Annotated in this window: 20 protein-coding genes and 1 pseudogene; 8 read left to right on the top strand and 13 right to left on the bottom strand. The window is 50.6% G+C overall.

Annotated elements, in window-relative coordinates; translation table 11 throughout:
• Positions 1-14: 14 nt before the first annotated feature.
• From sucA to sdhC, 5 genes are all read right to left on the bottom strand, one after another.
• Entirely contained in the window at positions 15-2,816 is a 2,802-nt protein-coding gene (gene sucA / locus A7Z06_RS15295; RefSeq protein WP_001181468.1) for a 2-oxoglutarate dehydrogenase E1 component, read from the bottom strand.
• Positions 2,817-3,183: 367 nt separating this feature from the next.
• Positions 3,184-3,900, bottom strand: a complete 717-nt coding sequence (sdhB, locus tag A7Z06_RS15290) for a succinate dehydrogenase iron-sulfur subunit SdhB (RefSeq protein WP_001235258.1) — start codon at positions 3,898-3,900, stop codon at positions 3,184-3,186.
• Positions 3,901-3,915: 15 nt separating this feature from the next.
• Positions 3,916-5,682: a succinate dehydrogenase flavoprotein subunit gene (gene sdhA / locus A7Z06_RS15285; RefSeq protein WP_000775531.1), complete on the bottom strand. Its 1,767-nt coding sequence runs from the start codon at positions 5,680-5,682 to the stop codon at positions 3,916-3,918.
• Complete coding sequence (gene sdhD, locus A7Z06_RS15280) at positions 5,682-6,029, bottom strand: succinate dehydrogenase membrane anchor subunit (RefSeq protein WP_000254365.1); 348 nt, start codon at positions 6,027-6,029, stop codon at positions 5,682-5,684. The genes sdhA and sdhD overlap by 1 nt, the downstream gene beginning before the upstream one ends.
• On the bottom strand, positions 6,023-6,427 hold the full coding sequence (gene sdhC, locus A7Z06_RS15275; protein WP_000263354.1) for a succinate dehydrogenase cytochrome b556 subunit: 405 nt from the start codon (positions 6,425-6,427) through the stop codon (positions 6,023-6,025). Before sdhC ends, sdhD begins: the two co-directional genes overlap by 7 nt.
• A gap of 380 nt (positions 6,428-6,807) precedes the next feature.
• Here sdhC and A7Z06_RS21715 point away from each other — a divergent pair, with 380 nt between their 5' ends.
• The 7 genes from A7Z06_RS21715 (at position 6,808) to A7Z06_RS15235 (ending at position 14,864) form a co-directional block, all read left to right on the top strand.
• Positions 6,808-6,915: a hypothetical protein gene (locus tag A7Z06_RS21715; RefSeq protein WP_122983127.1), complete on the top strand. Its 108-nt coding sequence runs from the start codon at positions 6,808-6,810 to the stop codon at positions 6,913-6,915.
• Positions 6,916-7,120: 205 nt separating this feature from the next.
• Entirely contained in the window at positions 7,121-8,404 is a 1,284-nt protein-coding gene (gene gltA / locus A7Z06_RS15260; RefSeq protein WP_000785828.1) for a citrate synthase, read from the top strand.
• A 381-nt stretch (positions 8,405-8,785) separates the two neighbouring features.
• A complete protein-coding gene (locus tag A7Z06_RS15255) occupies positions 8,786-9,352 on the top strand; it encodes a fimbrial protein (protein ID WP_000472409.1) in 567 nt (188 codons plus the stop codon).
• Positions 9,353-9,402: 50 nt separating this feature from the next.
• A complete protein-coding gene (locus A7Z06_RS15250) occupies positions 9,403-11,862 on the top strand; it encodes a fimbria/pilus outer membrane usher protein (RefSeq protein WP_198599655.1) in 2,460 nt (819 codons plus the stop codon).
• Positions 11,863-11,876: 14 nt separating this feature from the next.
• A complete protein-coding gene (locus A7Z06_RS15245; protein ID WP_000142796.1) occupies positions 11,877-12,608 on the top strand; it encodes a fimbrial biogenesis chaperone in 732 nt (243 codons plus the stop codon).
• Positions 12,605-13,666 (top strand): fimbrial protein, encoded by a 1,062-nt coding sequence (locus A7Z06_RS15240; protein WP_000103072.1) that lies wholly within the window; start codon positions 12,605-12,607, stop codon positions 13,664-13,666. The genes A7Z06_RS15245 and A7Z06_RS15240 overlap by 4 nt, the downstream gene beginning before the upstream one ends.
• Positions 13,667-13,817: 151 nt before the next feature.
• A complete protein-coding gene (locus tag A7Z06_RS15235) occupies positions 13,818-14,864 on the top strand; it encodes an AbrB family transcriptional regulator (RefSeq protein WP_105279484.1) in 1,047 nt (348 codons plus the stop codon).
• Here A7Z06_RS15235 and nei read toward each other — a convergent pair.
• Genes nei through ybgI form a run of 5 tightly spaced genes read right to left on the bottom strand, consistent with a single transcriptional unit; the run spans position 14,861 to position 18,760 of the window.
• On the bottom strand, positions 14,861-15,652 hold the full coding sequence (nei, locus tag A7Z06_RS15230) for an endonuclease VIII (RefSeq protein WP_001113956.1): 792 nt from the start codon (positions 15,650-15,652) through the stop codon (positions 14,861-14,863). The two genes, A7Z06_RS15235 and nei, sit on opposite strands and share 4 nt — an antisense overlap.
• A 35-nt stretch (positions 15,653-15,687) precedes the next feature.
• A complete protein-coding gene (pxpA, locus tag A7Z06_RS15225) occupies positions 15,688-16,422 on the bottom strand; it encodes a 5-oxoprolinase subunit PxpA (protein WP_000687119.1) in 735 nt (244 codons plus the stop codon).
• Positions 16,412-17,344, bottom strand: coding sequence for a 5-oxoprolinase subunit PxpC (gene pxpC / locus A7Z06_RS15220; RefSeq protein WP_000912703.1), 933 nt, complete (start codon positions 17,342-17,344; stop codon positions 16,412-16,414). The genes pxpA and pxpC overlap by 11 nt, the downstream gene beginning before the upstream one ends.
• Positions 17,338-17,994: a 5-oxoprolinase subunit PxpB gene (pxpB, locus tag A7Z06_RS15215; protein WP_001188352.1), complete on the bottom strand. Its 657-nt coding sequence runs from the start codon at positions 17,992-17,994 to the stop codon at positions 17,338-17,340. The genes pxpC and pxpB overlap by 7 nt, the downstream gene beginning before the upstream one ends.
• A 22-nt stretch (positions 17,995-18,016) precedes the next feature.
• Positions 18,017-18,760 carry a radiation resistance protein YbgI gene (gene ybgI, locus A7Z06_RS15210; RefSeq protein WP_000798867.1) on the bottom strand — a complete coding sequence of 248 codons (744 nt, stop codon included), beginning with the start codon at positions 18,758-18,760 and terminating at the stop codon, positions 18,017-18,019.
• 270 nt (positions 18,761-19,030) lie between these two features.
• Here ybgI and dtpD point away from each other — a divergent pair, with 270 nt between their 5' ends.
• Positions 19,031-20,512, top strand: a complete 1,482-nt coding sequence (gene dtpD / locus A7Z06_RS15205) for a dipeptide permease DtpD (protein WP_001032668.1) — start codon at positions 19,031-19,033, stop codon at positions 20,510-20,512.
• A gap of 125 nt (positions 20,513-20,637) precedes the next feature.
• Here dtpD and phrB read toward each other — a convergent pair whose 3' ends face one another.
• From phrB to A7Z06_RS15185, 3 genes and pseudogenes are all read right to left on the bottom strand, one after another.
• Positions 20,638-22,056: a deoxyribodipyrimidine photo-lyase gene (phrB, locus tag A7Z06_RS15200; protein WP_000207115.1), complete on the bottom strand. Its 1,419-nt coding sequence runs from the start codon at positions 22,054-22,056 to the stop codon at positions 20,638-20,640.
• Positions 22,053-22,562 carry a YbgA family protein gene (locus A7Z06_RS15195; RefSeq protein WP_001076011.1) on the bottom strand — a complete coding sequence of 170 codons (510 nt, stop codon included), beginning with the start codon at positions 22,560-22,562 and terminating at the stop codon, positions 22,053-22,055. The genes phrB and A7Z06_RS15195 overlap by 4 nt, the downstream gene beginning before the upstream one ends.
• Positions 22,563-23,134: 572 nt before the next feature.
• Positions 23,135-23,983, bottom strand: a pseudogene (locus A7Z06_RS15185) (ISAs1 family transposase); the annotation flags it as partial.

The raw sequence follows: 23,983 nt of genomic DNA, 5'->3' as shown, positions 1-23,983 counted from the left end.
TATGTATCCTTTATTTATTCGACGTTCAGCGCGTCATTAACCAGATCTTGTTGCTGTTTCTGGTGAACGGACATATACCCTACCGCCGGAGAGGCGGAGGCCGGGCGGCCTGCATAACGCAGAGAAGCCCCAAACGGAATCACTTCGCGGAAATGATGCTGGCTGCAGTACCATGCGCCCTGGTTGAGCGGCTCTTCCTGGCACCAGACAAAATCCTTGACGTGAGCAAACTGCTGCAACACTTCCTGCATCGCTTTATGCGGGAACGGGTAGAGTTGCTCGATACGCACAATGGCGACATCGTGTTGATTATTCTTACGGCGTTGTTCCAACAGGTCGTAATAAACCTTACCAGAACACATCACTACGCGCTTCACGCCCTTCGGATCAAGCTCGTCGATTTCACCGATGGCTGGCAGGAAGGTGCCGTTCGCCAGTTCTTCGAGGCTGGAGACCGCCAGCGGATGACGCAGCAGCGATTTCGGCGACATCACGACCAGCGGACGACGCATCCCGCGCAGCGCCTGACGACGCAGCATGTGGTAAACCTGTGCCGGGGTAGACGGTACGCACACCTGCATGTTTTGCTCAGCGCAAAGTTGCAGATAACGTTCCAGACGCGCGGAGGAGTGCTCCGGCCCCTGCCCTTCGTAACCGTGCGGCAGCAACATCACCAGGCCACACATCCGGCCCCATTTCTGTTCGCCAGAGGAGATAAACTGGTCGATAACCACCTGTGCGCCGTTGGCGAAGTCACCGAACTGTGCTTCCCAGATGGTCAGAGTGCGTGGTTCTGCGGTGGCATAACCATATTCAAACGCCAGCACTGCTTCTTCAGACAGTACGGAGTCCCAGACACGGAACGCGCCCTGGCCGTTATGAATATGTTGCAGCGGCGTGTAAGTGGAACCGTTGGACTGGTTGTGGATCACCGCGTGGCGGTGGAAGAACGTACCGCGACCAGAGTCTTCACCCGACAGGCGAACCGGAATGCCTTCATCAACCAGTGTGGCGTAAGCGAGGTTTTCCGCGCCGCCCCAGTCGAACAGTTTTTCACCAGCCGCCATTGCCTGACGGTCGCCATAAATCTTGGCAACACGAGACTGCATTTCAATGGCTTCTGGCACCGTACTGATGCGTTTAGCCAACTCCTGCAGGCGCTTCATCTCAACTTTGTTCGGGTACTCTTCGTCCCATTCGTGGTTGAGGTACGGCGACCAGGTGAAGGAGTGCATGTTCATCGGACGCCACTCTGCCACCACGCAATCACCCGCATCCAGCGCATCGCGGTACAGGTTAACCATCTCGGTGGCATCTTCCAGCGTCGCGACTTTTTCCTGCTCCAGCTTGTCAGCGTAGATTTTGCGCGGTGTCGGATGTTTTTTGATTTTCTGATACATCAGCGGCTGGGTTGCGCTCGGCTCGTCGGCTTCGTTGTGGCCGTGACGGCGGTAGCATACCAGGTCGATGAAGACATCACGTTTAAAGGTGTTACGGAAATCGAGCGCCAGACGGGTCACAAAGGCAACGGCTTCCGGATCGTCCGCGTTAACGTGGAAAATCGGTGCCTGAACCATCTTACCGATATCCGTACAGTACGGCGTAGAACGGGCATCCAGCGGGTTAGAGGTGGTGAAGCCAACCTGGTTGTTGATAACGATACGTACCGTACCGCCAACTTCATAGCCACGCGCCTTCGACATGTTCAGGGTTTCCTGAACCACGCCCTGCCCGGTCACTGCGGCGTCACCGTGGATGGTGATTGGCAGCACTTTGTTGCTGCTCGGCTCATCAAGTCTGTCCAGACGGGCACGAACAGAACCGATAACTACCGGGCTTACAATCTCAAGGTGAGACGGGTTAAACGCCAGCGCGAGGTGCACCAGGCCGCCATCGGTCTGGAAGTCAGACGAGAAGCCCATGTGGTATTTCACGTCACCTGTGCCGAGGTGTTCTTTATGTTTACCGGCAAACTCGTCGAACAAGTCTTGCGGTTTTTTACCCAGCACGTTCACCAGCACGTTCAGACGACCACGGTGCGCCATCCCGAGAACCACTTCACGGGTGCCGCTGTTGCCAGCGTGGCGGATCATCTCTTTAAGCATCGGGATTAACGCGTCGCCGCCTTCCAGCGAGAAGCGTTTTGCGCCAGGGAATTTTGCGCCAAGGTAACGTTCAAGGCCTTCAGCGGCGGTCAGTTCGCTTAAGAAGCGTTTTTTCTCTTCGCTATTGAACGTCGCGCGACCAGACTCGATACGCTGTTGGATCCAGCGTTTTTCTTCGGTGCTGGTAATGTGCATATACTCGGCGCCAATCGGGCCGCAGTAGGTTTGCTTCAGGGCTTCCAGCAGCTCGCCGAGTTTCATGGTCTCTTTGCCGCTGGCAAATGAACCGACGTTGAAGGTCTCCTGGAAGTCTGCTTCGGTCAGATCGTGGAAAGACGGATCCAGATCGGCCACCTTATCTTGCTGCCACAGTCCCAGCGGATCGAGATTCGCATGTTGGTGACCACGGAAGCGGTATGCGTTAATGAGCTGCAGGACTTTAACCTGCTTCACATTGGTGTCAGGGTCGGAGATCGTTGAAGAGTAACGTGAAGCGTCTTTCGCCAGGCGGCGGAAATATTCACGCGTTTGAGAGTGGAATTGATCCGGTTTGACTCCCGTACCAGGTAACTGCTGGAACGTCGAACGCCAGTTAGCGTCAACCGAGTCAGGATCGGTTAAGAAGTCTTCATAGAGCTGTTCTATCCAGCTCTGGTTTGCGCCAGAGAGGTAAGAAGAGTCCAACCAGGCTTTCAAAGCGCTGTTCTGCATCGTGATCCCTTAAGCATCTTTTTTATGCTTACTTCGCCGTGGATACTACCACGCACAGTGATGTGCGTGCCGGGGTTCACTTGTTGCGGACTTGTCGTATTTTCTGCGTCCGCTAAGGAACCTTTAAAAACTGTCTTAGTGTCAGGGGCAGTTTTTAAAGATTTCCTGCATTTCTTTTGTAGACCGGATAAGGCATTCACGCCGCATCCGGCGCTGGTTGCCTGATGCGACGCTTGCGCGTCTTATCAGGCCTACGGTTTCTAACAAACCTGCTTAATTGTTAACGCAGGCTCGATTTTCCCCCTCGCCCTTCCAGGGAGAGGGAACCGTTCGTGCACATTTTTGCCTTGGCCATCAGGCCAGGACATTACGCATTACGTTGCAACAACATCGACTTGATATGACCGATGGCGCGCGTCGGGTTCAGCCCTTTCGGACATACACTGACGCAGTTCATGATGCTGTGACAGCGGAATACACTGAATGCATCACTCAAACCGTCGAGGCGGCTGTCAGTCTCAGTATCACGGCTATCAATCAGGAAACGATACGCCGCTAACAAGCCTGCAGGACCGATAAACTTATCGGGATTCCACCAGAAAGACGGACAAGAGGTTGAACAACATGCGCAGAGAATACATTCATACAGCCCGTCGAGTTTTTCACGTTGCTCGGGCATTTGTAAATGCTCACGAGCTGGTAGATTTTGTCCATTATTCAACAAGTAAGGCTTAATTTTCTCATATTGCGCATAGAATTGTCCCATGTCTACCACCAAATCGCGGATCACCGGTAAACCTGGCAACGGACGAATTACAATCTTCTTGCCCGGCTGGTTGAGTGCCGAAATCGGGGTAATACAGGCCAGACCATTCTTGCCGTTCATGTTCAGACCGTCGGAACCACACACACCTTCACGGCAGGAGCGACGGAACGACAGGCTGGGATCTTTCTCTTTCAGCTGGATAAGCGCATCCAGCAGCATCATGTCGCGACCTTCTTCCGCTTCCAGGGTGTAATCCTGCATACGCGGAGCATCATCAACATCCGGGTTATAGCGATAAATTGAAAACTCGAGTCTCATTTTCCTGTCTCCGCATTAGTAAGTACGAATCTTCGGCGGGAATGCCGGGCGCAGTTTCGGTTCCATGTTGACGCTACGTCGCGTCATGGATTCCGACTCTGGCAGATACAGGGAGTGACACAGCCAGTTTTCATCATCACGCTCCGGGAAGTCGAAGCGGCTATGCGCGCCACGGCTTTCGGTACGGAAGTTGGCAGAAACAGCCGTTGCATACGCCGTTTCCATCAGGTTATCCAGTTCCAGGCATTCAACGCGCTGGGTGTTGAACTCGCTGGAGGTGTCATCCAGACGGGCATTTTTCAGACGCTCGCGGATCACTTTCAACTGCTCAAGCCCTTTCGCCATCGCATCACCTTCACGGAAGACCGAGAAGTTATGCTGCATACATTCTTGCAGTGCTTTACGAATCGCCACCGGATCTTCACCGTTACGGTTGTTGTTCCAGCGGTTCAGGCGCTCCAGAGAAGCTTCGACATCAGACTCGCTGGCATCGCGCAGTGCGCCCTGTTCGGCGATAGACTCTTGCAGATGCAGACCTGCCGCACGACCAAAGACCACCAGGTCCAGCAGCGAGTTGCCGCCAAGACGGTTAGCGCCGTGTACCGATACGCAAGCAATTTCACCCACCGCGAACAGGCCAGGAATCACCACATCTTCGCCCTTCTCGTTCACGGTCAGCGCCTGCCCGGTCACTTTGGTCGGAATACCGCCCATCATGTAGTGACAGGTTGGGATAACCGGAATCGGCTCTTTCACCGGATCGACGTGAGCGAAGGTACGGGAGAGTTCAAGAATGCCCGGCAGACGGGATTCGAGAACTTCTTTACCCAGGTGGTCGAGTTTCAGTTTTGCGTGTGGTCCCCACGGGCCATCACAGCCACGACCTTCACGAATTTCGATCATGATGGAACGCGCCACCACATCACGCCCCGCCAGGTCTTTGGCGTTCGGCGCATAACGCTCCATAAAGCGTTCGCCATGTTTGTTCAGCAGATAACCGCCTTCACCACGGCAACCCTCGGTGACCAGTACGCCCGCACCGGCAATACCCGTCGGGTGGAACTGCCACATTTCCATATCCTGCACCGGTACGCCTGCACGGATAGCCATGCCGACGCCGTCGCCGGTGTTAATGTGGGCGTTGGTGGTGGACTGATAAATACGCCCTGCTCCGCCAGTCGCCAGCACGGTAGCGCGGGCTTTGAAATAAACCACTTCACCGGTTTCGATGCACAGTGCGGTACAACCGACCACTGCGCCATCCTGGTTTTTCACCAGATCCAGCGCATACCACTCGGAGAAAATGGTGGTGTGGTTTTTCAGGTTCTGCTGATAAAGGGTGTGCAACAGTGCGTGACCGGTACGGTCAGCCGCTGCCGCTGTACGTGCCGCCTGCTCGCCGCCGAAGTTTTTCGACTGACCGCCAAACGGACGTTGATAGATACGACCATCATCAAGGCGCGAGAACGGCAGTCCCATGTGTTCCAGTTCCAGAATCGCTTCCGGCCCGGTTTTACACATATATTCAATCGCGTCCTGGTCACCGATATAGTCCGACCCTTTTACGGTGTCGTACATATGCCATTCCCAGTTATCTTCATGGGTATTACCCAGCGCAACGGTAATGCCGCCCTGCGCCGAAACGGTATGGGAACGGGTCGGGAAGACTTTAGAGAGCAGCGCACAGGTCTGGCCGCTCTGGGAAATTTGCAGCGCCGCGCGCATACCTGCGCCGCCGGCACCAATCACAACTGCATCAAATTCTCTGACTGGCAATTTCATCACACACCCCACACCACAACGAATCCATAAATCACGTAAACCACCAGTGCAACGACAATCACCAGTTGCAGCATCAGGCGCAAAGCCAGCGGTTTAACGTAGTCGGTCAACACCTGCCACATGCCGATCCAGGCATGGATCAAGATGGAAAACAGCGCCAGCAGGGTGAACACTTTAGTGAACGCAGAGGCAAAGAAACCGATCCAGACTTCATATGTCAGTTCGCCACTGGTAGCGAAAAAACCGACCATATAAATGATGTAGAGCGTCAGGACGATAGCAGTAGCGCGAACGAGGATGAAATCATGTACGCCATTGCGTCCTAATGCGGAGGCGTTGCTTACCATACGAGGACTCCTGCAAGAATTGAAAGCACGACAGTAATGACAAAGGAGATTTTGGCGGAGCGTTTACCCGCTTCGAATGTTTCTTCCAGATAGCCAAAATCCATCATCATGTGGCGAATACCTACGACGACGTGATACGCCAGAGCGGTAAGGATGCCCCACATGATAAATTTGACGAAGAAGCTGCCCATAATGGCGGAAGCTTGCTCGAAACCTTCAGGGGAAGAGAGGCTAGTACCCAGAAGCCACAGCAGGATGCCCACTGCAACGAAGGTGATCACACCGGAAACGCGATGGAGAATGGACGCTATCGCCGTGACGGGGAACCGGATGGTCTGTAGGTCCAGATTAACAGGTCTTTGTTTTTTCACATTTCTTATCATGAATAACGCCCACATGCTGTTCTTATTATTCCCTGGGGACTACGGGTACAGAGGATAACTTTCTGTTACCTGGAGACGTCGGGATTTCCTTCCTCCGGTCTGCTTGCGGGTCAGACAGCGTCCTTTCTATAACTGCGCGTCATGCAAAACACTGCTTCCAGATGCGAAAACGACACGTTACAACGCTGGGTGGCTCGGGATTGCAGGGTGTTCCGGAGACCTGGCGGCAGTATAGGCCGTTCACAAAATCATTACAATTAACCTACATATGCTTTGTCGGGTTTTATCCAGAACAGTGATCTAAGTCACGATAACAACATTTATTTAATTTTTAACCATCTCATTTGACAATCATTCAACAAAGTTGTTACAAACATCATCAGGAAAAGCATATAATGCGTAAAAGTTATGGGGTCACTATTTCACCTAAGATTAACTTATGTAACAGTGTGGAAGTATTGACCAATCCATCCAGGACAGTTATTAGTGATAGACAGGTTTAATAATTCGGATTGCTAAGTGCTTGATTCGCCGTTTATTCGTCATCAATGAATCCTTTACCTGCAAGCGCCCAGAGCTCTGTACCCAGGTCTTCCCCTCTTTCGCAGAGCGGCGAGCCAAATAACAAACGGGTAAAGCCAGGTTGATGTGCGAAGGCAAATTTAAGTTCCGGCAGTCTTACGCAATAAGGCGCTAAGGAGACCTTAAATGGCTGATACAAAAGCAAAACTCACCCTCAACGGGGATACAGCTGTTGAACTGGATGTGCTGAAAGGCACGCTGGGTCAAGATGTTATTGATATCCGTACTCTCGGTTCAAAAGGTGTATTCACCTTTGATCCAGGCTTCACTTCAACCGCATCCTGCGAATCTAAAATTACTTTTATTGATGGTGATGAAGGTATTTTGCTGCATCGCGGTTTCCCGATCGATCAGCTGGCGACCGATTCTAACTACCTGGAAGTCTGTTACATTCTGCTGAATGGTGAAAAACCGACCCAGGAACAGTATGACGAGTTTAAAACTACCGTTACCCGTCATACGATGATCCACGAACAGATTACCCGTCTGTTCCACGCCTTCCGTCGCGACTCTCATCCGATGGCGGTCATGTGCGGTATCACCGGCGCGCTGGCAGCGTTTTATCACGATTCACTTGACGTCAATAATCCGCGTCATCGTGAAATCGCCGCGTTCCGTCTGCTGTCGAAAATGCCGACCATGGCAGCGATGTGTTACAAATACTCCATCGGTCAGCCATTTGTTTACCCGCGCAATGACCTTTCCTACGCCGGAAACTTCCTGCACATGATGTTCTCCACCCCGTGCGAACCGTATGAAGTCAATCCAATTCTGGAACGTGCAATGGATCGTATTCTGATCCTGCACGCTGACCACGAACAGAACGCCTCGACTTCCACCGTGCGTACCGCTGGTTCTTCGGGTGCGAACCCGTTTGCTTGTATCGCAGCAGGTATTGCTTCGCTGTGGGGGCCGGCTCACGGTGGTGCTAACGAAGCTGCGCTAAAAATGCTGGAAGAAATCAGCTCCGTTAAACACATTCCGGAATTTGTTCGTCGTGCGAAAGATAAGAATGACTCTTTCCGCCTGATGGGCTTCGGTCACCGCGTGTACAAAAATTACGACCCGCGCGCCACCGTAATGCGTGAAACCTGCCATGAAGTCCTGAAAGAGCTGGGCACCAAAGATGACCTGCTGGAAGTGGCAATGGAGCTGGAAAACATCGCGCTGAACGACCCGTACTTTATCGAGAAAAAACTGTACCCGAACGTCGATTTCTACTCCGGTATCATCCTGAAAGCGATGGGTATTCCGTCTTCCATGTTCACCGTCATTTTCGCAATGGCACGTACCGTTGGCTGGATCGCCCACTGGAGCGAAATGCACAGTGACGGCATGAAAATTGCCCGTCCGCGTCAGCTGTATACTGGCTATGAAAAACGTGACTTTAAAAGCGATATCAAACGTTAATCGGTGATTACTGAGCAGCAAATAATTTAGCCCGCCGTTTATATGGCGGGTTATTTTTTGTTGGTTTAAGCATAAAAAATTGTAAAAATAAAATCAAAAACCGGACGCCAAATAAAAAACAACCAGTTCAAATAGCAGTCAATGCAATATCTTCATAAAAATAATTGATCTCTCCGTCCTGTTTATAATCCACTGAGTATTATGCATATCCATAATTCACTTCTATTTTCTACGCCTTAATTAATTCACAACACCAATCAATTGCATTTGCATTTAATAAAACTAAATATATTTTTAAGCAAAACTAAAAACACTCCACACGCAAAATCAGATAATCTGGTAGAGCTATACTATTTTTCTATTTCCTTAAAGGATTCTGTTATGTTTAAAGGACAAAAAACATTGGCCGCATTGGCCGTATCTCTGTTGTTCACTGCTCCTGTTTATGCCGCAGACGAAGGCTCTGGTGAAATTCACTTTAAAGGTGAAATTATTGAAGCACCTTGTGACATTCATCCAGATGATGTTGATAAAAATATTGACCTTGGACAAGTCACGACAACCCATATAAACCGGGATCATCACAGCAATAAAGTGGCCGTCGACATTCGCTTAATAAACTGTGACCTGCCAGGTTCTGATAATGGTAGCGGTTCGCCAATATCCAAAGTTGCCGTAACCTTCGACGGTTCGGCTAAAACGACGGGGGCAACACCTCTGTTGAGCAATACCAGTGCTGGCGAAGCAACAGGTGTCGGCGTAAGACTGATGGACAAAAATGACACAAACATCGTATTGGGTACAGCTGCGCCAGACCTCGACCTGGATGCAAGCTCAACAGAACAAACGCTGAACTTCTTTGCCTGGATGGAACAAATTGACAATGCAGTCAATGTCACTGCCGGTGCCGTAACCGCTAACGCGACCTACGTTCTGGATTATAAATAAGAATAATTATGGCGGCGACGTAGCCGCCTTTCTGCAGATATTTATCAGGTATGGACACCGTGAATATTTATCGACTTTCTTTTATTTCCTGCCTGACGATGGTAATGCCGTCCGCGCTGGCGGTCGAATTTAACCTGAGCGTCCTCGACAAATCGATGCGTGATAGCATTGATATTTCATTATTAAAAGACAAAGGGGTGATTGCCCCCGGTGAATATTTTGTTAGCATTACCGTTAATAATAACCAAATAAGTAACGGGAAAAAAATTAGCTGGCAAAAAAGCGGTGATAAAACCATTCCGTGCATCGATGAATCACTGGTGGATAAATTTGGTTTAAAACCAGACTTCCGTCAATCATTAGTACAGATAAATCAGTGTGTTGATTTTAGTTCGCATCCAGAAATACTCTTCAATTTCGATCAAGCCAATCAGCAACTCAATATCACCATTCCGCAAGCGTGGCTGGCATGGCACTCAGAAAACTGGATGCCGCCATCAACATGGAAAGAAGGTGTAGCCGGTGTCCTGATGGATTACAACCTGTTTGCCAGCAACTACCGTCCACAGGGCAGTAGCAGCAACACCAACCTGAACGCTTACGGTACTGCCGGTATTAACATGGGTGCATGGCGCTTACGCAGCGATTACCAGCTGAGCCGCTCCGAAAGCGACGATGCCCATGACCAGAGCGGCGGAATATCACGTACTTATCTTTTTCGCCCACTACCGCAATTAGGTTCGAAATTAACCCTGGGCGAAACTGATTTTAGTTCCAATATTTTCGACGGTTTTTCTTATACCGGTGCGGCACTGACCAGCGATGACCGGATGTTGCCCTGGGAATTGCGTGGTTACGCCCCACAAATCAGCGGTATCGCGCAAACCAACGCCACTGTCACCGTAAGTCATTCGGGGCGAGTTATTTATCAGAAAAAAGTCCCGCCAGGCCCGTTTATCATTGATGACATCAATCAGTCTGTCCAGGGTACGCTGGATGTCAAAGTAACGGAAGACGATGGTCGGGTGAACAACTTTCAGGTTTCGGCCGCCTCGACGCCCTTCCTGACGCGCCAGGGTCAGGTTCGCTATAAACTTGCTGTTGGTCAGCCGCGAACCTCAATGTCTCATCAAACTGAAAATGAAACCTTTTTTAGTAATGAAATATCCTGGGGGATGCTCTCGAATACCTCGTTATATGGCGGTTTGCTACTCTCCGGAGATGACTACCATTCTGGCGCAATAGGCATCGGGCAAAATATGCTCTGGCTGGGGGCATTGTCATTTGATGTCACCTGGGCCAGTAGCCAATTTGATACCCAGCAGGACGAGCGGGGCTTAAGCTACCGTTTCAATTACAGCAAACAAGTGGACGCCACAAATAGTACGATTTCACTCGCTGCTTATCGCTTCTCCGATCGTCATTTTCACAGCTACGCCAACTATCTGGATCACAAATACAACGACAACGATGCACAAGACGAAAAACAGACGATCAGCTTATCAGTAGGCCAACCGATAACCCCTCTGAACCTCAACCTGTACGCCAACCTGTTACATCAGACCTGGTGGAACGCAAATACCTCCACGACCGCCAACATAACGGCAGGTTTTAATATTGATATCAGTGACTGGAAAGATATATCGATCTCGACGTCATTCAACACAACCCACTACGAAAACAAAGATCGCGACAACCAGATTTACCTGTCGATTTCATTACCTATCGGTAACGGTGGTCGAGTCGGCTATGACATGCAAAACAGTAGTAACAGCACCACGCACCGCATGTCGTGGAACTATACGCTGGATGAACGTAATAGCTGGGGCATGTCTGCCGGGCTGCAATCCGACCGTCCTGACAATGGCGCCCAGGTGAGTGGTAACTATCAACACCTGAGTTCAGCCGGCGAATGGGATTTGTCTGGCACTTATGCCGCCAATGATTACAGCTCTGTCAGCAGTAGCTGGAGCGGTTCCTTTACCGCCACTCAATATGGCGCAGCCTTCCATCGCCGCAGTTCAACCAATGAGCCTCGGCTGATGGTCAGCACCGACGGCGTGGCAAATATTCCGGTTCAGGGTAATCTCGACTACACCAACCATTTTGGTATTGCGGTAGTGCCGCTAATTTCCAGTTACCAACCTTCCACCGTGGCAGTCAACATGAATGATTTACCTGATGGCGTAACGGTTGCTGAAAATATCATCAAAGAAACGTGGATTGAAGGCGCTATTGGTTACAAATCGCTGGCTTCCCGTTCTGGTAAAGACGTTAACATTATTATTCGCGACGCCAGCGGTCACTATCCCCCTCTCGGTGCCAATATTCAGCAGAATGGCAGTGGAATTAGTGTCGGTATGGTTAGCGAGGAAGGCCATGCCTGGCTTGGCGGAGTAGCTGAAAACCAGCAATTTACTGTGCTCTGGGGCGATAAACAAAGTTGCATTATTCATCTGCCAGAACGTCTGGAAGATACGACCAATCGCCTGATTTTACCTTGTCATTAATTAAGGAAAAGAGAATGACATTTATTAAAGGATTACCCCTGATTCTGTTAGCCGTCAGCCTGGGTAGCAACGCTGCAGTGCAACCCGATCGCACACGAGTTGTGTTTAACGCCAACGACAAAGCCACCAGCCTGCGCATAGAAAACCAGAGTGACAAACTGCCTTACCTTGCATATTCCTGGATAGAAAATGATAAAGGGGAGAAAAGCGACGATCTTCTGGTCGCCCTGCCACCAATACAGCGCCTGGAACCAAAAGCAACATCGCAGGTGCGGATTGTAAAGCAAGCGTCAACCACACAGTTGCCCGGCGATCGTGAAACGCTGTTTTACTACAACATGCGCGAAATTCCGCCAGCGCCGGATAAAAGCAGCGACCATGCGATACTTCAGGTCGCGATCCAAAGCCGTATTAAGTTGTTCTGGCGACCTGCGGCATTGCGCAAGAAAACAGGTGAACACATAGAGTTACAGTTACAGGTTAGCCAGAAGGGCAACGAACTTACCCTGAAAAACCCTACCGCCTATTACTTGACGATTGCCTATCTTGGGCAAAATGATAAAGGTGTGATCCCCGGTTTTAAATCGGTGATGATTGCCCCTTTTAGCACCGTCATAACTCATACAGGAAGCTATAACGGTAATCAATTTTACCTGGGTTACATGGATGATTACGGCGCATTACGGATGAATACTCTGAACTGTAACGGACAATGTCGTTTACAGGCGGTGGAGGCGAAGAAATGAGTACTGGCAAGGGATTGTTGTTCGTTATCTGTCTGTTATTTCTGCCGTTGAAGTCTGCGCTGGCGCTGAACTGCTATTTTGGCTCATCTGGCGGATCTGTAGAAAAATCAGAAGCTATTCAACCCTTTGCTGTGCCGGGCAATGCTAAACCTGGCGATAAAATCTGGGAATCTGACGATATTAAAATTCCCGTCTATTGTGACAACAATACTAACGGCAACTTTGAAAGCGAGCATGTTTATGCCTGGGTAAACCCCTACCCCGGAATGCAGGATCGCTATTATCAACTTGGCGTAACATATAACGGCGTTGATTACGATGCCAGTCTCGGGAAAAGTCGAATCGACACCAACCAGTGTATCGACAGCAAGAAAATTGATATCTACACACCAGAGCAGATCATTGCTATGGGGTGGCAAAATAAGATTTGTTCCGGCGATTCCAACAATATTCATATGTCGCGTACATTTCTCGCTCGTATGCGGCTCTATGTTAAAGTTCGTGAAATGCCGCCGCATGATTATCAAAGTACGCTGAGCGACTATATTGTGGTGCAATTCGATGGCGCTGGCAGTGTTAATGAAGATCCTTCTGCCCAAAACCTGAAATATCACATTACCGGTCTGGAAAACATTCGTGTACTGGATTGCAGCGTTAACTTTTCTATTTCGCCTGAAACACAGGTGATTGATTTTGGTAAATTTAACGTACTGGATATTCGCCGTCACACGATGTCAAAAAATTTTAGTATTAAGACGACGAAATCACAAAATGACCAGTGCACCGACGGATTTAAAGTCAGTTCCTCGTTTTATACCGAAGAAACGTTGGTTGAAGAAGATAAAGCATTGTTGATTGGTAATGGACTTAAACTACGTTTACTGGACGAAAACGCCTCGCCCTATACCTTCAATAAATACAGCGAATATGCCGATTTCACCAGCGACATGTTAGTTTATGAAAAAAACTTTACCGCCGAATTGTCATCCATACCAGGCCCCCCCATCGAGGCTGGTCCCTTCGATACTGTGGTGCTTTTTAAGATTAACTACAACTGAATCGAGATGATGCCCTTTTCAGTCGAGAAGGGTATCGCATTCAGATAATTACTCATTTCCTCCTTTTCCTTGATTACCGTTATTTTTTCCAGACCCGGCTTTCTTTATGCTGTATCGATACACCAAAGAGATAATAATGAAGGAGCGAAGGATGCCAGTTTTGCAGTGGGGAATGTTATGTGTACTATCACTTCTCCTTTCTATTGGCTTCCTCGCGGTACATCTCCCGGCGGCGCTATTACTTGGGCCGATGATCGCCGGGATCATCTTCAGTATGCGCGGAATGACTCTGCAACTCCCTCGCTCCGCTTTTCTTGCTGCGCAGGCCATTCTTGGCTGCATGATTGCGCAAAACCTCACTGGTTCGATTCTCACCACCCTGGCCGTTAACTGGCCGATCGTGTTATCTATTTTACTGGTGACGCTGCTTTCCAGCGCCATCGTGGGCTGGTTATTGGTGCGCTATAGCTCACTGCCTGGGAATACCGGTGCATGGGGCTCCTCCCCCGGCGGCGCGGCGGCAATGGTCGCTATGGCGCAGGATTACGGCGCAGATATCCGTCTGGTGGCGTTTATGCAATATCTGCGGGTACTGTTTGTCGCAGGTGCGGCAGTTCTGGTTACGCGGATGATGCTGGGCGATAACGCTGAAGCGGTTAATCAACAGATCATCTGGTTCCCGCCAGTGAGCATTAATCTCATGCTTACGATTTTGCTCGCAGTGGTTGCCGGTACAGTGGGATGCCTGCTACGTCTTCCTTCCGGCACGATGCTCATCCCGATGCTGGCGGGCGCAGTGCTCCAGTCTGGTCAGCTCATCACCATCGAACTACCAGAATGGCTGCTGGCGATGGCGTATATGGCAATTGGCTGGCGGATTGGTCTTGGTTTCGATAAACAAATATTACTGCGGGCATTGCGCCCACTACCGCAAATCCTGCTGTCGATTTTTGCTCTGCTGGCTATTTGTGCGGGTATGGCGTGGGGGCTGACCCGGTTTATGCATATTGATTTTATGACCGCCTATCTCGCCACCAGCCCCGGCGGGCTTGATACGGTGGCGGTCATCGCCGCAGGGAGCAATGCCGATATGGCGTTCATCATGGCGATGCAAACCCTGCGCTTGTTCAGTATTTTGCTGACGGGGCCTGCCATTGCGCGGTTTATTTCAACTTATGCGCCGAAGCGGTCGGCCTAGTGCTGGCAGCCTGGACACCAGTAAAACGGGCGCGATGACAACGTGGTTTTCTCAATGATGCCGCCACAGCGTTCGCACTTCTCGCCATCACGATGAAAAACTTTAAAGCGAAACAGCGCCCCATGATGTTTATTCTCATCCACCTGCCCCCGCGTAGCGTAAGAAAGACGCGGAATATCCAGTAGCGCGTGCGCGAGTGCATCCAGTTGCGCCACATTGAGATCTTTCGCTTTATGACTTCCGGTCAACCCGACCTGCCAGAGGATCTCCACCCGCAAATAATTGCCAAGCCCTGCCAGAAACGCCTGATCGAGCAGTAATCCAGCAAACTGCCGATTACGAAAGCGCGGCGATAATAACCGTTCTTTCACCACCTCCGGCGTCAGATTCGGATCCAGCACATCGGGGCCAACGCGTTGTAAAAACGGATGTGTGGTCAGTTGTTCCGGGGTCAACATCTCAATATCCGAGGCGCTATAAAGCAGAATGGTTTTGTCAGCCGTTTGCAGTTTTACCCGCAGCACCCGCGTGGTCTGCGGCTCTTCGCCGGTATCAACCACGCGCCACACGCCGTAAAGCTGATTATGGCTATAGAGCGTTAAACCATCAGAAAAATGAGTTAACAACGCCTTACCACGAGTTTCCACATGGGTGACGTGTTGACCAATAAGTTGTGATTGATACGGTTTTAACTGCGGGAAGGCAAACCAGACATCAGTTAGTAGTTTGCCTTTGATCGCCGCCTCCAGGTTATCCGCTGCACGGCGGATCTCCGGGCCTTCAGGCATGGTGATATCCTTTTTTCGTTCTTTGTTCAGCGGGATTATGCTGCGACAACAATCCCCTTTTTGGTAAATGTAGCGCGTAGTCGGCGGGCGAACGCCAGTGCGTGCTCGCCGTCGCCATGCAGGCAGACCGTTTGCGCCGTGACCTTCGCCCATTCGCCGGTGATACTTTTGACTCTGCCGTGTTGCACCATCTCCAGCGTCTGCGCCAGCGCCTGTTCTTCGTTTTCAATCAACGCGCCTGGCTGGCTTCGCGGCACCAGCGAGCCGTCAGCCTGATAACCGCGATCGGCAAACACTTCCTCGCGCGTTGTCAGGCCATTACGCTTGCCTGCACGGATCAGCTCGCTTCCCGCCAGCCCGACAAGAATCAATGCCGGATCGCAAGCGTATACCGCTCTGGCGATGGCATCTGCCAGTTGTGCGTCTTTCGCCGCCTGGTTATACAACATACCGTGCGGTTTGACGTGGCGCATCACACCACCTTCTGCACGGACAATCGCTGCCAGCGCGCCAATTTGATACAGCGTCTGGGCATAAACCATTTCCGGCGGCAGTTGCATGGCGCTACGACCAAAATTTTCCCTGTCGGGAAAACTCGGGTGCGCGCCAATCGCTACGCCATTTTTTATTGCTTCACGCACGCAAGCCTGCATGGTTTGCGCGTCGCCTGCATGAAATCCACAGGCAATATTGGCTGAGGAAACCAGCGTTAACAGTTCAGCGTCACTGGCACAGCCTTCGCCCAGATCGGCGTTCAGGTCAATTTTCATTGTGCAGCCGCCACGCTAATTGTTCGAAATAACGTTGCTGATCTTGCCGCGCTTTTAGTGCCTCTTCCAGTGAACACTGGACAAAATGAATGGGCTGTCCGAGTGGGATTTGCGCCAGATGATACATGTCGGCTTCAATAATGCAGGCAATGCGCGGGTAACCGCCGGTGGTTTGCGCGTCGTTCATCAGCACAATGGGCTGCCCGTTATGCGGCACCTGCACCACGCCCGGCAGCAAACCGTGAGATAACAGTTCACGATCGGTGGTGCGTTTTAAGATTTGCCCTTGCAAGCGATAGCCCATCCGGTTGCTTTGCGGGCTAAGTTGCCAGGGCGAACGCCAGAATGCATCCTGCGAGGCGCGATCGAACTCATGATATTCCGGCCCCGGCAAGGCGCGAATGCGGTTGCCCCACAGTAGCTGTTTAACGCCCTGTGCTTCCATAAAATCCCGCTTCGCTTTGCCAATCGGGAGTCGGTCACCATCCTTTAGTAAACGCCCTTCCAGCCCGCCAATCCCCACTTTGAGATCGGTACTGCATGACCCCATCACTGGCGGGACATCAATACCACCCGCCACCGCCAGATAGCTACGAACACCATGTTGCGGACGTTTAAGGGTTAAACGCTGGCCTGCTTTCATCGGCAAGCGCCAGCCGGTCCAGACGGCGTTATCATCCAGCCGCGCTTCACAACCTGCGCCGGTCAGGGCAAACCAACCATCGCGTTCAAATTCAACCGTTAACTGACCGAGCGTAATTTCCAGTGCGGGAGCGTTGGCATCATTCCCCACCAGCAGATTAGCAATGCGCAGCGCGGGTATATCCAGTGCGCCGCAATGGCTGATACCCGACTGGCGAAAACCGTGACGACCACCATCCTGCACGGTGGTATACATCCCCGCACGAATAATTTTCAACATACTCCCTCCTTCTGCGGCACAAAGCGCACGCTATCTCCAGGACGTAATAAGATGGGTTCGTCACGCGCCGGATCAAACAGGCTGAGTGAAGTATGACCAATCAACTGCCAGCCACCCGGCGTTGCCAGCGGATAAACACCGGTCTGCGGCCCGCCGATCCCGACAGAACCTGCCGGAACGAGCAAGCGCGGTTCAGCGCGCCGTGGCGTGTGTAGTTGTTCCGGCAAGCTCCCGAGATACGGGAAGCCCGGTTGAAAACCTAAAAACCAGACCACGTATTCCACGGAGGAGTGCAATTCAACAACCTGTTTTTCGCTCAACCCACAATGCGCCGCGACCACCGCCAAATCCGGCCCGCCAGCGCCGCCGTAAACCACCGGGATTTCGATATGGCGTGACTCCGGTTCCAGCGCCTCACTCTCCTCCCACCAGCGTTGCAAACGCTCAATGGCATCCAGCGCCAGCGACTCAGGATTGCGCAAAATCACCGTGATATTGTTCATGCCGGGAATGGCTTCCACCACATTCGGCATATCCACCAGACGCTGCGCCAGTCGCCAGATCCGTTTCTGGCTAGCCAGCGTCACTGGCGGTTCCAGTTCCAGCACTACCGCCGTTTCACCTATCAGATAACAACGCGCTCGTTGCACTTTCGATCCCTCTGATTATTCGTTATGCAGGATTAGGAATATCAATAAAGGTCACATCAAGATCGGTATTTTCATTCAGCCACTCGCTCAACGCGCGAATACCGCCGCGTTCAGTGGCATGGTGACCTGCGGCATAAAAATGCAATCCCTGCTCGCGGGCTGAATGAATGGTCTGTTCAGAAACTTCGCCAGTAATAAATGCATCCACACCAAAACGCGCGGCGCTATCGATAAAACTTTGCCCGCCGCCCGTGCACCAGGCGACGCGTTTCACTACATCAGGTCCGGTATCGCCACACCACAACGGCTTGCGTCCCAGACGCGCTTCAATCCAGGAAGCCAGTTCCAGCCCCGGCACAGGCATGGTCAGTTCGCCCCACGGCACCAACGGCTCAATTTCGCCCATGACCGTGATCCCCAGTAACGCCGCCAGTTGTGCGTTATTACCCAGCTCCGGATGTGCGTCCAGTGGCAGATGCCAGCCATACAGGTTGATATCATTCGCCAGCAAGGTTTTTAAACGGTTACGCTTCATGCCGCGAATTACCGGCGATTCGCCTTTCCAGAAATAGCCATGATGCACAATGACCGCATCCGCGCCCAGACGCACCGCTTCATCGAGCAGCGCCTGGCTGGCGGTGACACCGGTAACAATTTTTTGCACCGTCTCTTTGCCTTCCACCTGCAAACCATTCGGCGCGTAATCACTTATCGCCGCGCTGTTCAGTTTTTCGTTAATCAGTTGTTCCAGTTCGGTGTTTTTCATCTTCGCGCCTTCCGTATTCTGATAGCTACACCGTTAACATAGCGTTACCTCGCCTGTTCGTCGATAGCCAATCTTTTGACATATTAAGAAACAAACAGGCGGCCAAAAGGCGCAAATTGTTTATTTCACCACACCTCAGTTCATGTATATTTATGCAAACAGACAGCATATTGCATAAATAATCAGATCTGTATCAAGGTTTTAACTTTAAGGAAACACACGCACACCGCGCTTTTATTACGTGGCGTCGCATCCAACTGTGGAATTATTATGAATAAACACGCATCACAGCCGCGCGCTATCTACTACGTTGTCGCGCTACAAATCTGGGAATATTTTAGCTTCTACGGAATGCGCGCCCTGCTGATTCTCTATCTCACCAATCAACTGAAGTACAACGATACCCACGCTTACGCGTTATTCAGTGCCTACTGTTCACTGGTATATGTCACGCCAATTCTTGGCGGTTTCCTGGCCGATAAAGTGCTCGGCAACCGTATGGCGGTAATGCTGGGAGCGTTGTTGATGGCGATCGGGCATCTGGTGCTGGGCGCCAGCGAGATCCATCCGACATTCCTCTATTTGTCGCTGGCGATTATCGTCTGCGGCTATGGCCTGTTTAAATCCAACGTCAGTTGCCTGCTTGGCGAACTCTATGAGCCAACCGATCCGCGTCGTGATGGCGGTTTCTCGCTGATGTATGCGGCAGGTAACGTGGGTTCTATTATCGCCCCTATCGCCTGTGGTTACGCCCAGGAAGAATACAGCTGGGCAATGGGCTTTGGCCTGGCTGCGGTCGGGATGATCGCCGGGCTGGTCATTTTCTTATGCGGCAATCGTCATTTCGCTCATACTCGGGGCGTTAATAAGGAGGTGCTGTGTGCGAAAAACTTTCTCCTGCCGAACTGGGGATGGCTGCTGGTTCTGCTGGTCGCAACACCTGCGCTGATTACTGTATTGTTCTGGAAAGAATGGTCGGTATACGCCTTAGTTGTTGCCACGGTGATTGGACTGGCGGTGCTGGCAAAAATTTATCGCCAGGCAGAAAATCAGAAACAGCGTAAAGAACTGGGGCTGATTGTTACCCTTACCTTCTTCAGTATGTTGTTCTGGGCCTTCGCACAACAGGGCGGCAGTTCGATTAGCCTTTATATCGACCGTTTCGTTAACCGCGATATTTTCGGTTATACCGTTCCTACGGCGATGTTCCAGTCGATTAATGCCTTCGCAGTCATGCTGTGTGGGATGTTCCTTGCGTGGGTGGTAAAAGAGAGCGTCGCGGGAAATCGTACCGTGCGCATTTGGGGGAAATTTGCTCTTGGCCTCGGTCTGATGAGCGCCGGATTCTGCATTCTGACCTTAAGCGCCCGCTGGTCTGCGATGTATGGACACTCTTCCCTGCCGCTGATGGTTCTGGGGCTGGCAGTGATGGGCTTTGCCGAACTGTTTATCGATCCGGTAGCCATGTCGCAAATTACGCGTATTGAAATCCCCGGCGTGACCGGCGTATTAACCGGAATTTATATGCTGCTTTCCGGCGCGATTGCGAACTATCTGGCTGGCGTCATTGCCGATCAGACATCGCAAGCTTCGTTTGATGCTTCCGGGGCGATCAACTATTCCATCAATGCATATATTGAAGTGTTTGATCAAATCACCTGGGGCGCACTGGCGTGTGTAGGACTGGTACTGATGATTTGGCTGTACCAGACGCTGAAATTCAGAAACCGCGCGCTGGCGCTGGAGTCTTAATAAGCGCCTGATGCGACGCTGACGCGTCTTATCACGCCTGAATGGCTCATTAAATTTGCACTATCAGGCCGGATACGGCGTTCACGCCGCATCCGGCAACTGGGCACAATTGCCCGACGCGTCTGTTATTTCCCCTTCCTCGCCGCCTCATACGCTGCCAGCGTTCGTACTCTCGCTTCTTTGTGATCGACAATCGGCTCTGGATAATCCAGCTTCACACCCGCTTTCTCTGCCCACTTCCACGGCTCATGCACCGATTTTCCCGGCACATCGCGCAGCTCCGGTAACCACTGGCGGATAAACTCGCCTTCGCGGTCAAATTTCTCGCCCTGGGTTGTCGGGTTGAAAATACGAAAATACGGCGCAGCATCGGTTCCGGTGGAAGCCGCCCACTGCCAGCCACCGTTATTGGCTGCCAAATCACCATCAATCAGCTGCGACATGAAATACCGCTCCCCTTCGCGCCAGTCGATCAACAAATCTTTCACCAGAAAGCTAGCTGTGATCATCCGCAGACGGTTATGCATCCAGCCAGTGCTGTTAAGCTGACGCATGGCGGCATCGACAATCGGGTATCCCGTTTTGCCTTCCTGCCAGGCCTTTAAATGCGCGGGATTGCTTTGCCACTGTACGCGGTCAGTCCAGGCAATAAACGGACGATGTTTACACAGCGAGGGGTAATACGTTATCAGGTGACGGTAAAACTCGCGCCAAATCAACTCATTAAGCCAGACGCTACCTGCCCCGCCCTCCATCGCCTGCGGTTGTTCCGCCAGCAGGCGATGTAAACACTGGCGAGGCGATAATCCTCCCGTTGCCAGACTAGCGGACAAACGGCTGGTGCCTTCCACTGCCGGGAAATCACGCTGTTGCTCGTACAGCCCTGCTCCGTTCTGGCAAAACTGGCGTAATTGCGCAATCGCCACTTTTTCTTCCACCGGGAAATATGCTGTGTCGAAAGGCTGACGAGGGTAATTCAGCGAAATGGATGGTGCGGGGTCTATCGATCCGCTACTACGTACTTTTGGTGCAGCGACGCACTCCGGCATCCCTTCCCGCAGCCGTTTCAGCCAGGCATTTTTAAATGGCGTAAAGACTTTGTACATCTCATGGTTACCGGTCATCACCGCGCCAGGTGGCAGGATCACGCTGTCATCAAATCCTTCACACACCACGTTACAAAGCGTTTTCTCAACCAGAGCATCCCGCGCTCGCTCATTCACTTCATACTGATAGTTATAAAACAAATGGGTAATGCCGTTTTCCACGCACACCTGTTTAACCATTTCGACGCTGGCAGCAAAGTCATCCACTTCATGAAATAACAAAGGAATACCTTTTTCCGCCAGCGCGATTTGTAGCCCGTTCAGTTGAGCATTGATAAGTTCAGCCTGACGCGGCGACATATTATGCGCTGCCCACTGCTGCGGTGTGGCAATAAACAGCGCCACCACGTGTGCAGATGAATTGCGGCAGGCAGCAGCCAGCGCGAGATTATCGTGCAGACGTAAATCCTGGCGAAACCAGACCAGATGGGTGGTCATAAAACTCCTGCATGGCGCAAGTTAATAACACGCGGCCAAAGTTCGAAATAACGTTGCCCTGAAAGCCAGGCATTAGGATAAAGCGCCATATAGTGTTTGATACGCATCAGCGGCGCAAGAAGCGGTTGCTCGCCACATCGATAACTGTCGATAAGCGCCGCCAGTTGCTGACGTTCTGTGGAATCAAGATGGGGACGAAAATACCCCTGAACGTGCATCAAAACGTTGGTGTGATCGCGCGGGTTGGCGGGGTGAGAAAGCAAAATAATTACGCGCTGGCGATACTGGTTGTAATACTCCTCCAGATTATGCCACTGGTGAATATCTGCCACGAACGGGCCGAGCTTGCGGTACTCGGGCTGAGAATGAGCCAGAAATACGAGTTTATAGCGGCTGTGATAATCGAAAAGCGCCGCGCGAGTTAAGCCTCGCTCTTTAAGACGGTGTAACTCGTGCAAAGCAAAAATGCGGATAAGGGTGCTGTCATCAAATCGTTGCTGATTCATTACTGCTCCTGAACGGTTTACAGGAGTAAGTGTAGACGATGGAGAATGATATTTGTGGGGCAGCGTTTTTGCGGGGAAGCATTTTGTTGGTAAAAATATTATCAACTTCATCTGAGCGTGAATTATTCCACTATTTTCCGAGCTGCATTAATTTTTGTACTTTTTTATTTTTAGGAAGTAACAGTTCTCAATGCTTGATTATCTCACTATTAATTGTATTGTAAACCAATAATCGTACACCATTTTTCTCTTTTTAAAAAACATAAATACTGTTAAAATAAATATTCACTTTGCTATCTTAAATACTATTTCTACATTACTCATCTTTATAATCAAATTATTCTTATCCATAGATATTTTTGCAGATTTAAAATAGCGACTTTCACCAACGTCAGCCATGCAAATTAAACCTAAACCACGAGCTCCCCCATCCTTTGTACATGAGAAAAATCATCCATCTACTCTATTTATCCCCGAACCTTTAATACCATAATAAATCAGAATTTCTGGGTATTTTTCATCCTTCACGCTTTCATATTTTTGGTATTTAATTGAAAACCAGAGCAAGATTACTAAAGCCCGCTTCCCGCAAGGACTGATGCGATGTAGTCTCTGTCCATGGCTGCTTTTCGCGTCTTACGTCTTAACCCTGCCTGAATACCTTATATTTCGTCAAAATATTAATGGCGATATACCTGAACCCTGAAAATAATTCTGCTGTATTTCCTCTTCTTATTTTGCAGTCGTCTTCATTCATTACCACATCCACGTGCCAGTGATTTCGAATCGCTGCCGCAAACTTTTCTGCGGTTAAATCAGCAGAACTGATATAATATCTGACCGTTATTTCTGGCTCCTTCTTTTGTTCTGCTATTATTGACCGAAAGGAGACTGCCACGCATAATTTTTTCAGTCCTTTCCATTCAAACGTAAAATCAATAAGTTCATCAGGGACATCGCAAACAATATGAAGACGGATTTCTTCTCTGCAATATCTTTCTGGCAACCCATCACATCAGTTGTGATAATTTTCCCTTTAATCTCCAACATGTTAAGATGTTCAGGAATAGCTGTAATCTCATTGGATTTCTCATCCGTCTTAATCTGCCAAAGGGGCTCAGACTGTGCGTAGTTGAGAACGCACTAATGACATGAATCGCTCCCTTGCGGCGACTCTTATCATAAGAGTGCTGGAGCGTTTTTCCATCAATTGCAATGACGTCTTTATCATTTGAGGAATGGCAGTCACGCATCCAGTTAAAATTTTGCAGGACTGATACAGGATCCAACTCTGGCAATGGAATCGTGAACGGGGATGCCATTTTTAAAATGACCATATTGCTTCAAAAAATCGAGATGTGTTTCTCCAAAATCCTCTATATCTTCCTATCCTTCAGCCCCGAAAATGACGGCACAAATAG

The sequence above is a fragment of the Escherichia sp. MOD1-EC6819 genome (assembly GCF_002965765.1).
Classification (GTDB): domain Bacteria; phylum Pseudomonadota; class Gammaproteobacteria; order Enterobacterales; family Enterobacteriaceae; genus Escherichia; species Escherichia ruysiae.
Note: the sequence above shows the minus strand (reverse complement) of the source record. Positions and strands in the feature narration are given on the sequence as shown.

Bases quoted from the DNA above. Each gene is read 5' to 3' on its own strand.
- sucA (WP_001181468.1), bottom strand. From the start codon at position 2,816: ATGCAGAACAGCGCTTTGAAAGCCTGGTTGGACTCTTCTTACCTCTCT.
- sdhB (WP_001235258.1), bottom strand. From the start codon at position 3,900: ATGAGACTCGAGTTTTCAATTTATCGCTATAACCCGGATGTTGATGAT.
- sdhA (WP_000775531.1), bottom strand. From the start codon at position 5,682: ATGAAATTGCCAGTCAGAGAATTTGATGCAGTTGTGATTGGTGCCGGC.
- sdhD (WP_000254365.1), bottom strand. From the start codon at position 6,029: ATGGTAAGCAACGCCTCCGCATTAGGACGCAATGGCGTACATGATTTC.
- sdhC (WP_000263354.1), bottom strand. From the start codon at position 6,427: ATGTGGGCGTTATTCATGATAAGAAATGTGAAAAAACAAAGACCTGTT.
- A7Z06_RS21715 (WP_122983127.1), top strand. From the start codon at position 6,808: ATGCGTAAAAGTTATGGGGTCACTATTTCACCTAAGATTAACTTATGT.
- gltA (WP_000785828.1), top strand. From the start codon at position 7,121: ATGGCTGATACAAAAGCAAAACTCACCCTCAACGGGGATACAGCTGTT.
- A7Z06_RS15255 (WP_000472409.1), top strand. From the start codon at position 8,786: ATGTTTAAAGGACAAAAAACATTGGCCGCATTGGCCGTATCTCTGTTG.
- A7Z06_RS15250 (WP_198599655.1), top strand. From the start codon at position 9,403: ATGGACACCGTGAATATTTATCGACTTTCTTTTATTTCCTGCCTGACG.
- A7Z06_RS15245 (WP_000142796.1), top strand. From the start codon at position 11,877: ATGACATTTATTAAAGGATTACCCCTGATTCTGTTAGCCGTCAGCCTG.
- A7Z06_RS15240 (WP_000103072.1), top strand. From the start codon at position 12,605: ATGAGTACTGGCAAGGGATTGTTGTTCGTTATCTGTCTGTTATTTCTG.
- A7Z06_RS15235 (WP_105279484.1), top strand. From the start codon at position 13,818: ATGCCAGTTTTGCAGTGGGGAATGTTATGTGTACTATCACTTCTCCTT.
- nei (WP_001113956.1), bottom strand. From the start codon at position 15,652: ATGCCTGAAGGCCCGGAGATCCGCCGTGCAGCGGATAACCTGGAGGCG.
- pxpA (WP_000687119.1), bottom strand. From the start codon at position 16,422: ATGAAAATTGACCTGAACGCCGATCTGGGCGAAGGCTGTGCCAGTGAC.
- pxpC (WP_000912703.1), bottom strand. From the start codon at position 17,344: ATGTTGAAAATTATTCGTGCGGGGATGTATACCACCGTGCAGGATGGT.
- ybgI (WP_000798867.1), bottom strand. From the start codon at position 18,760: ATGAAAAACACCGAACTGGAACAACTGATTAACGAAAAACTGAACAGC.
- dtpD (WP_001032668.1), top strand. From the start codon at position 19,031: ATGAATAAACACGCATCACAGCCGCGCGCTATCTACTACGTTGTCGCG.
- phrB (WP_000207115.1), bottom strand. From the start codon at position 22,056: ATGACCACCCATCTGGTCTGGTTTCGCCAGGATTTACGTCTGCACGAT.
- A7Z06_RS15195 (WP_001076011.1), bottom strand. From the start codon at position 22,562: ATGAATCAGCAACGATTTGATGACAGCACCCTTATCCGCATTTTTGCT.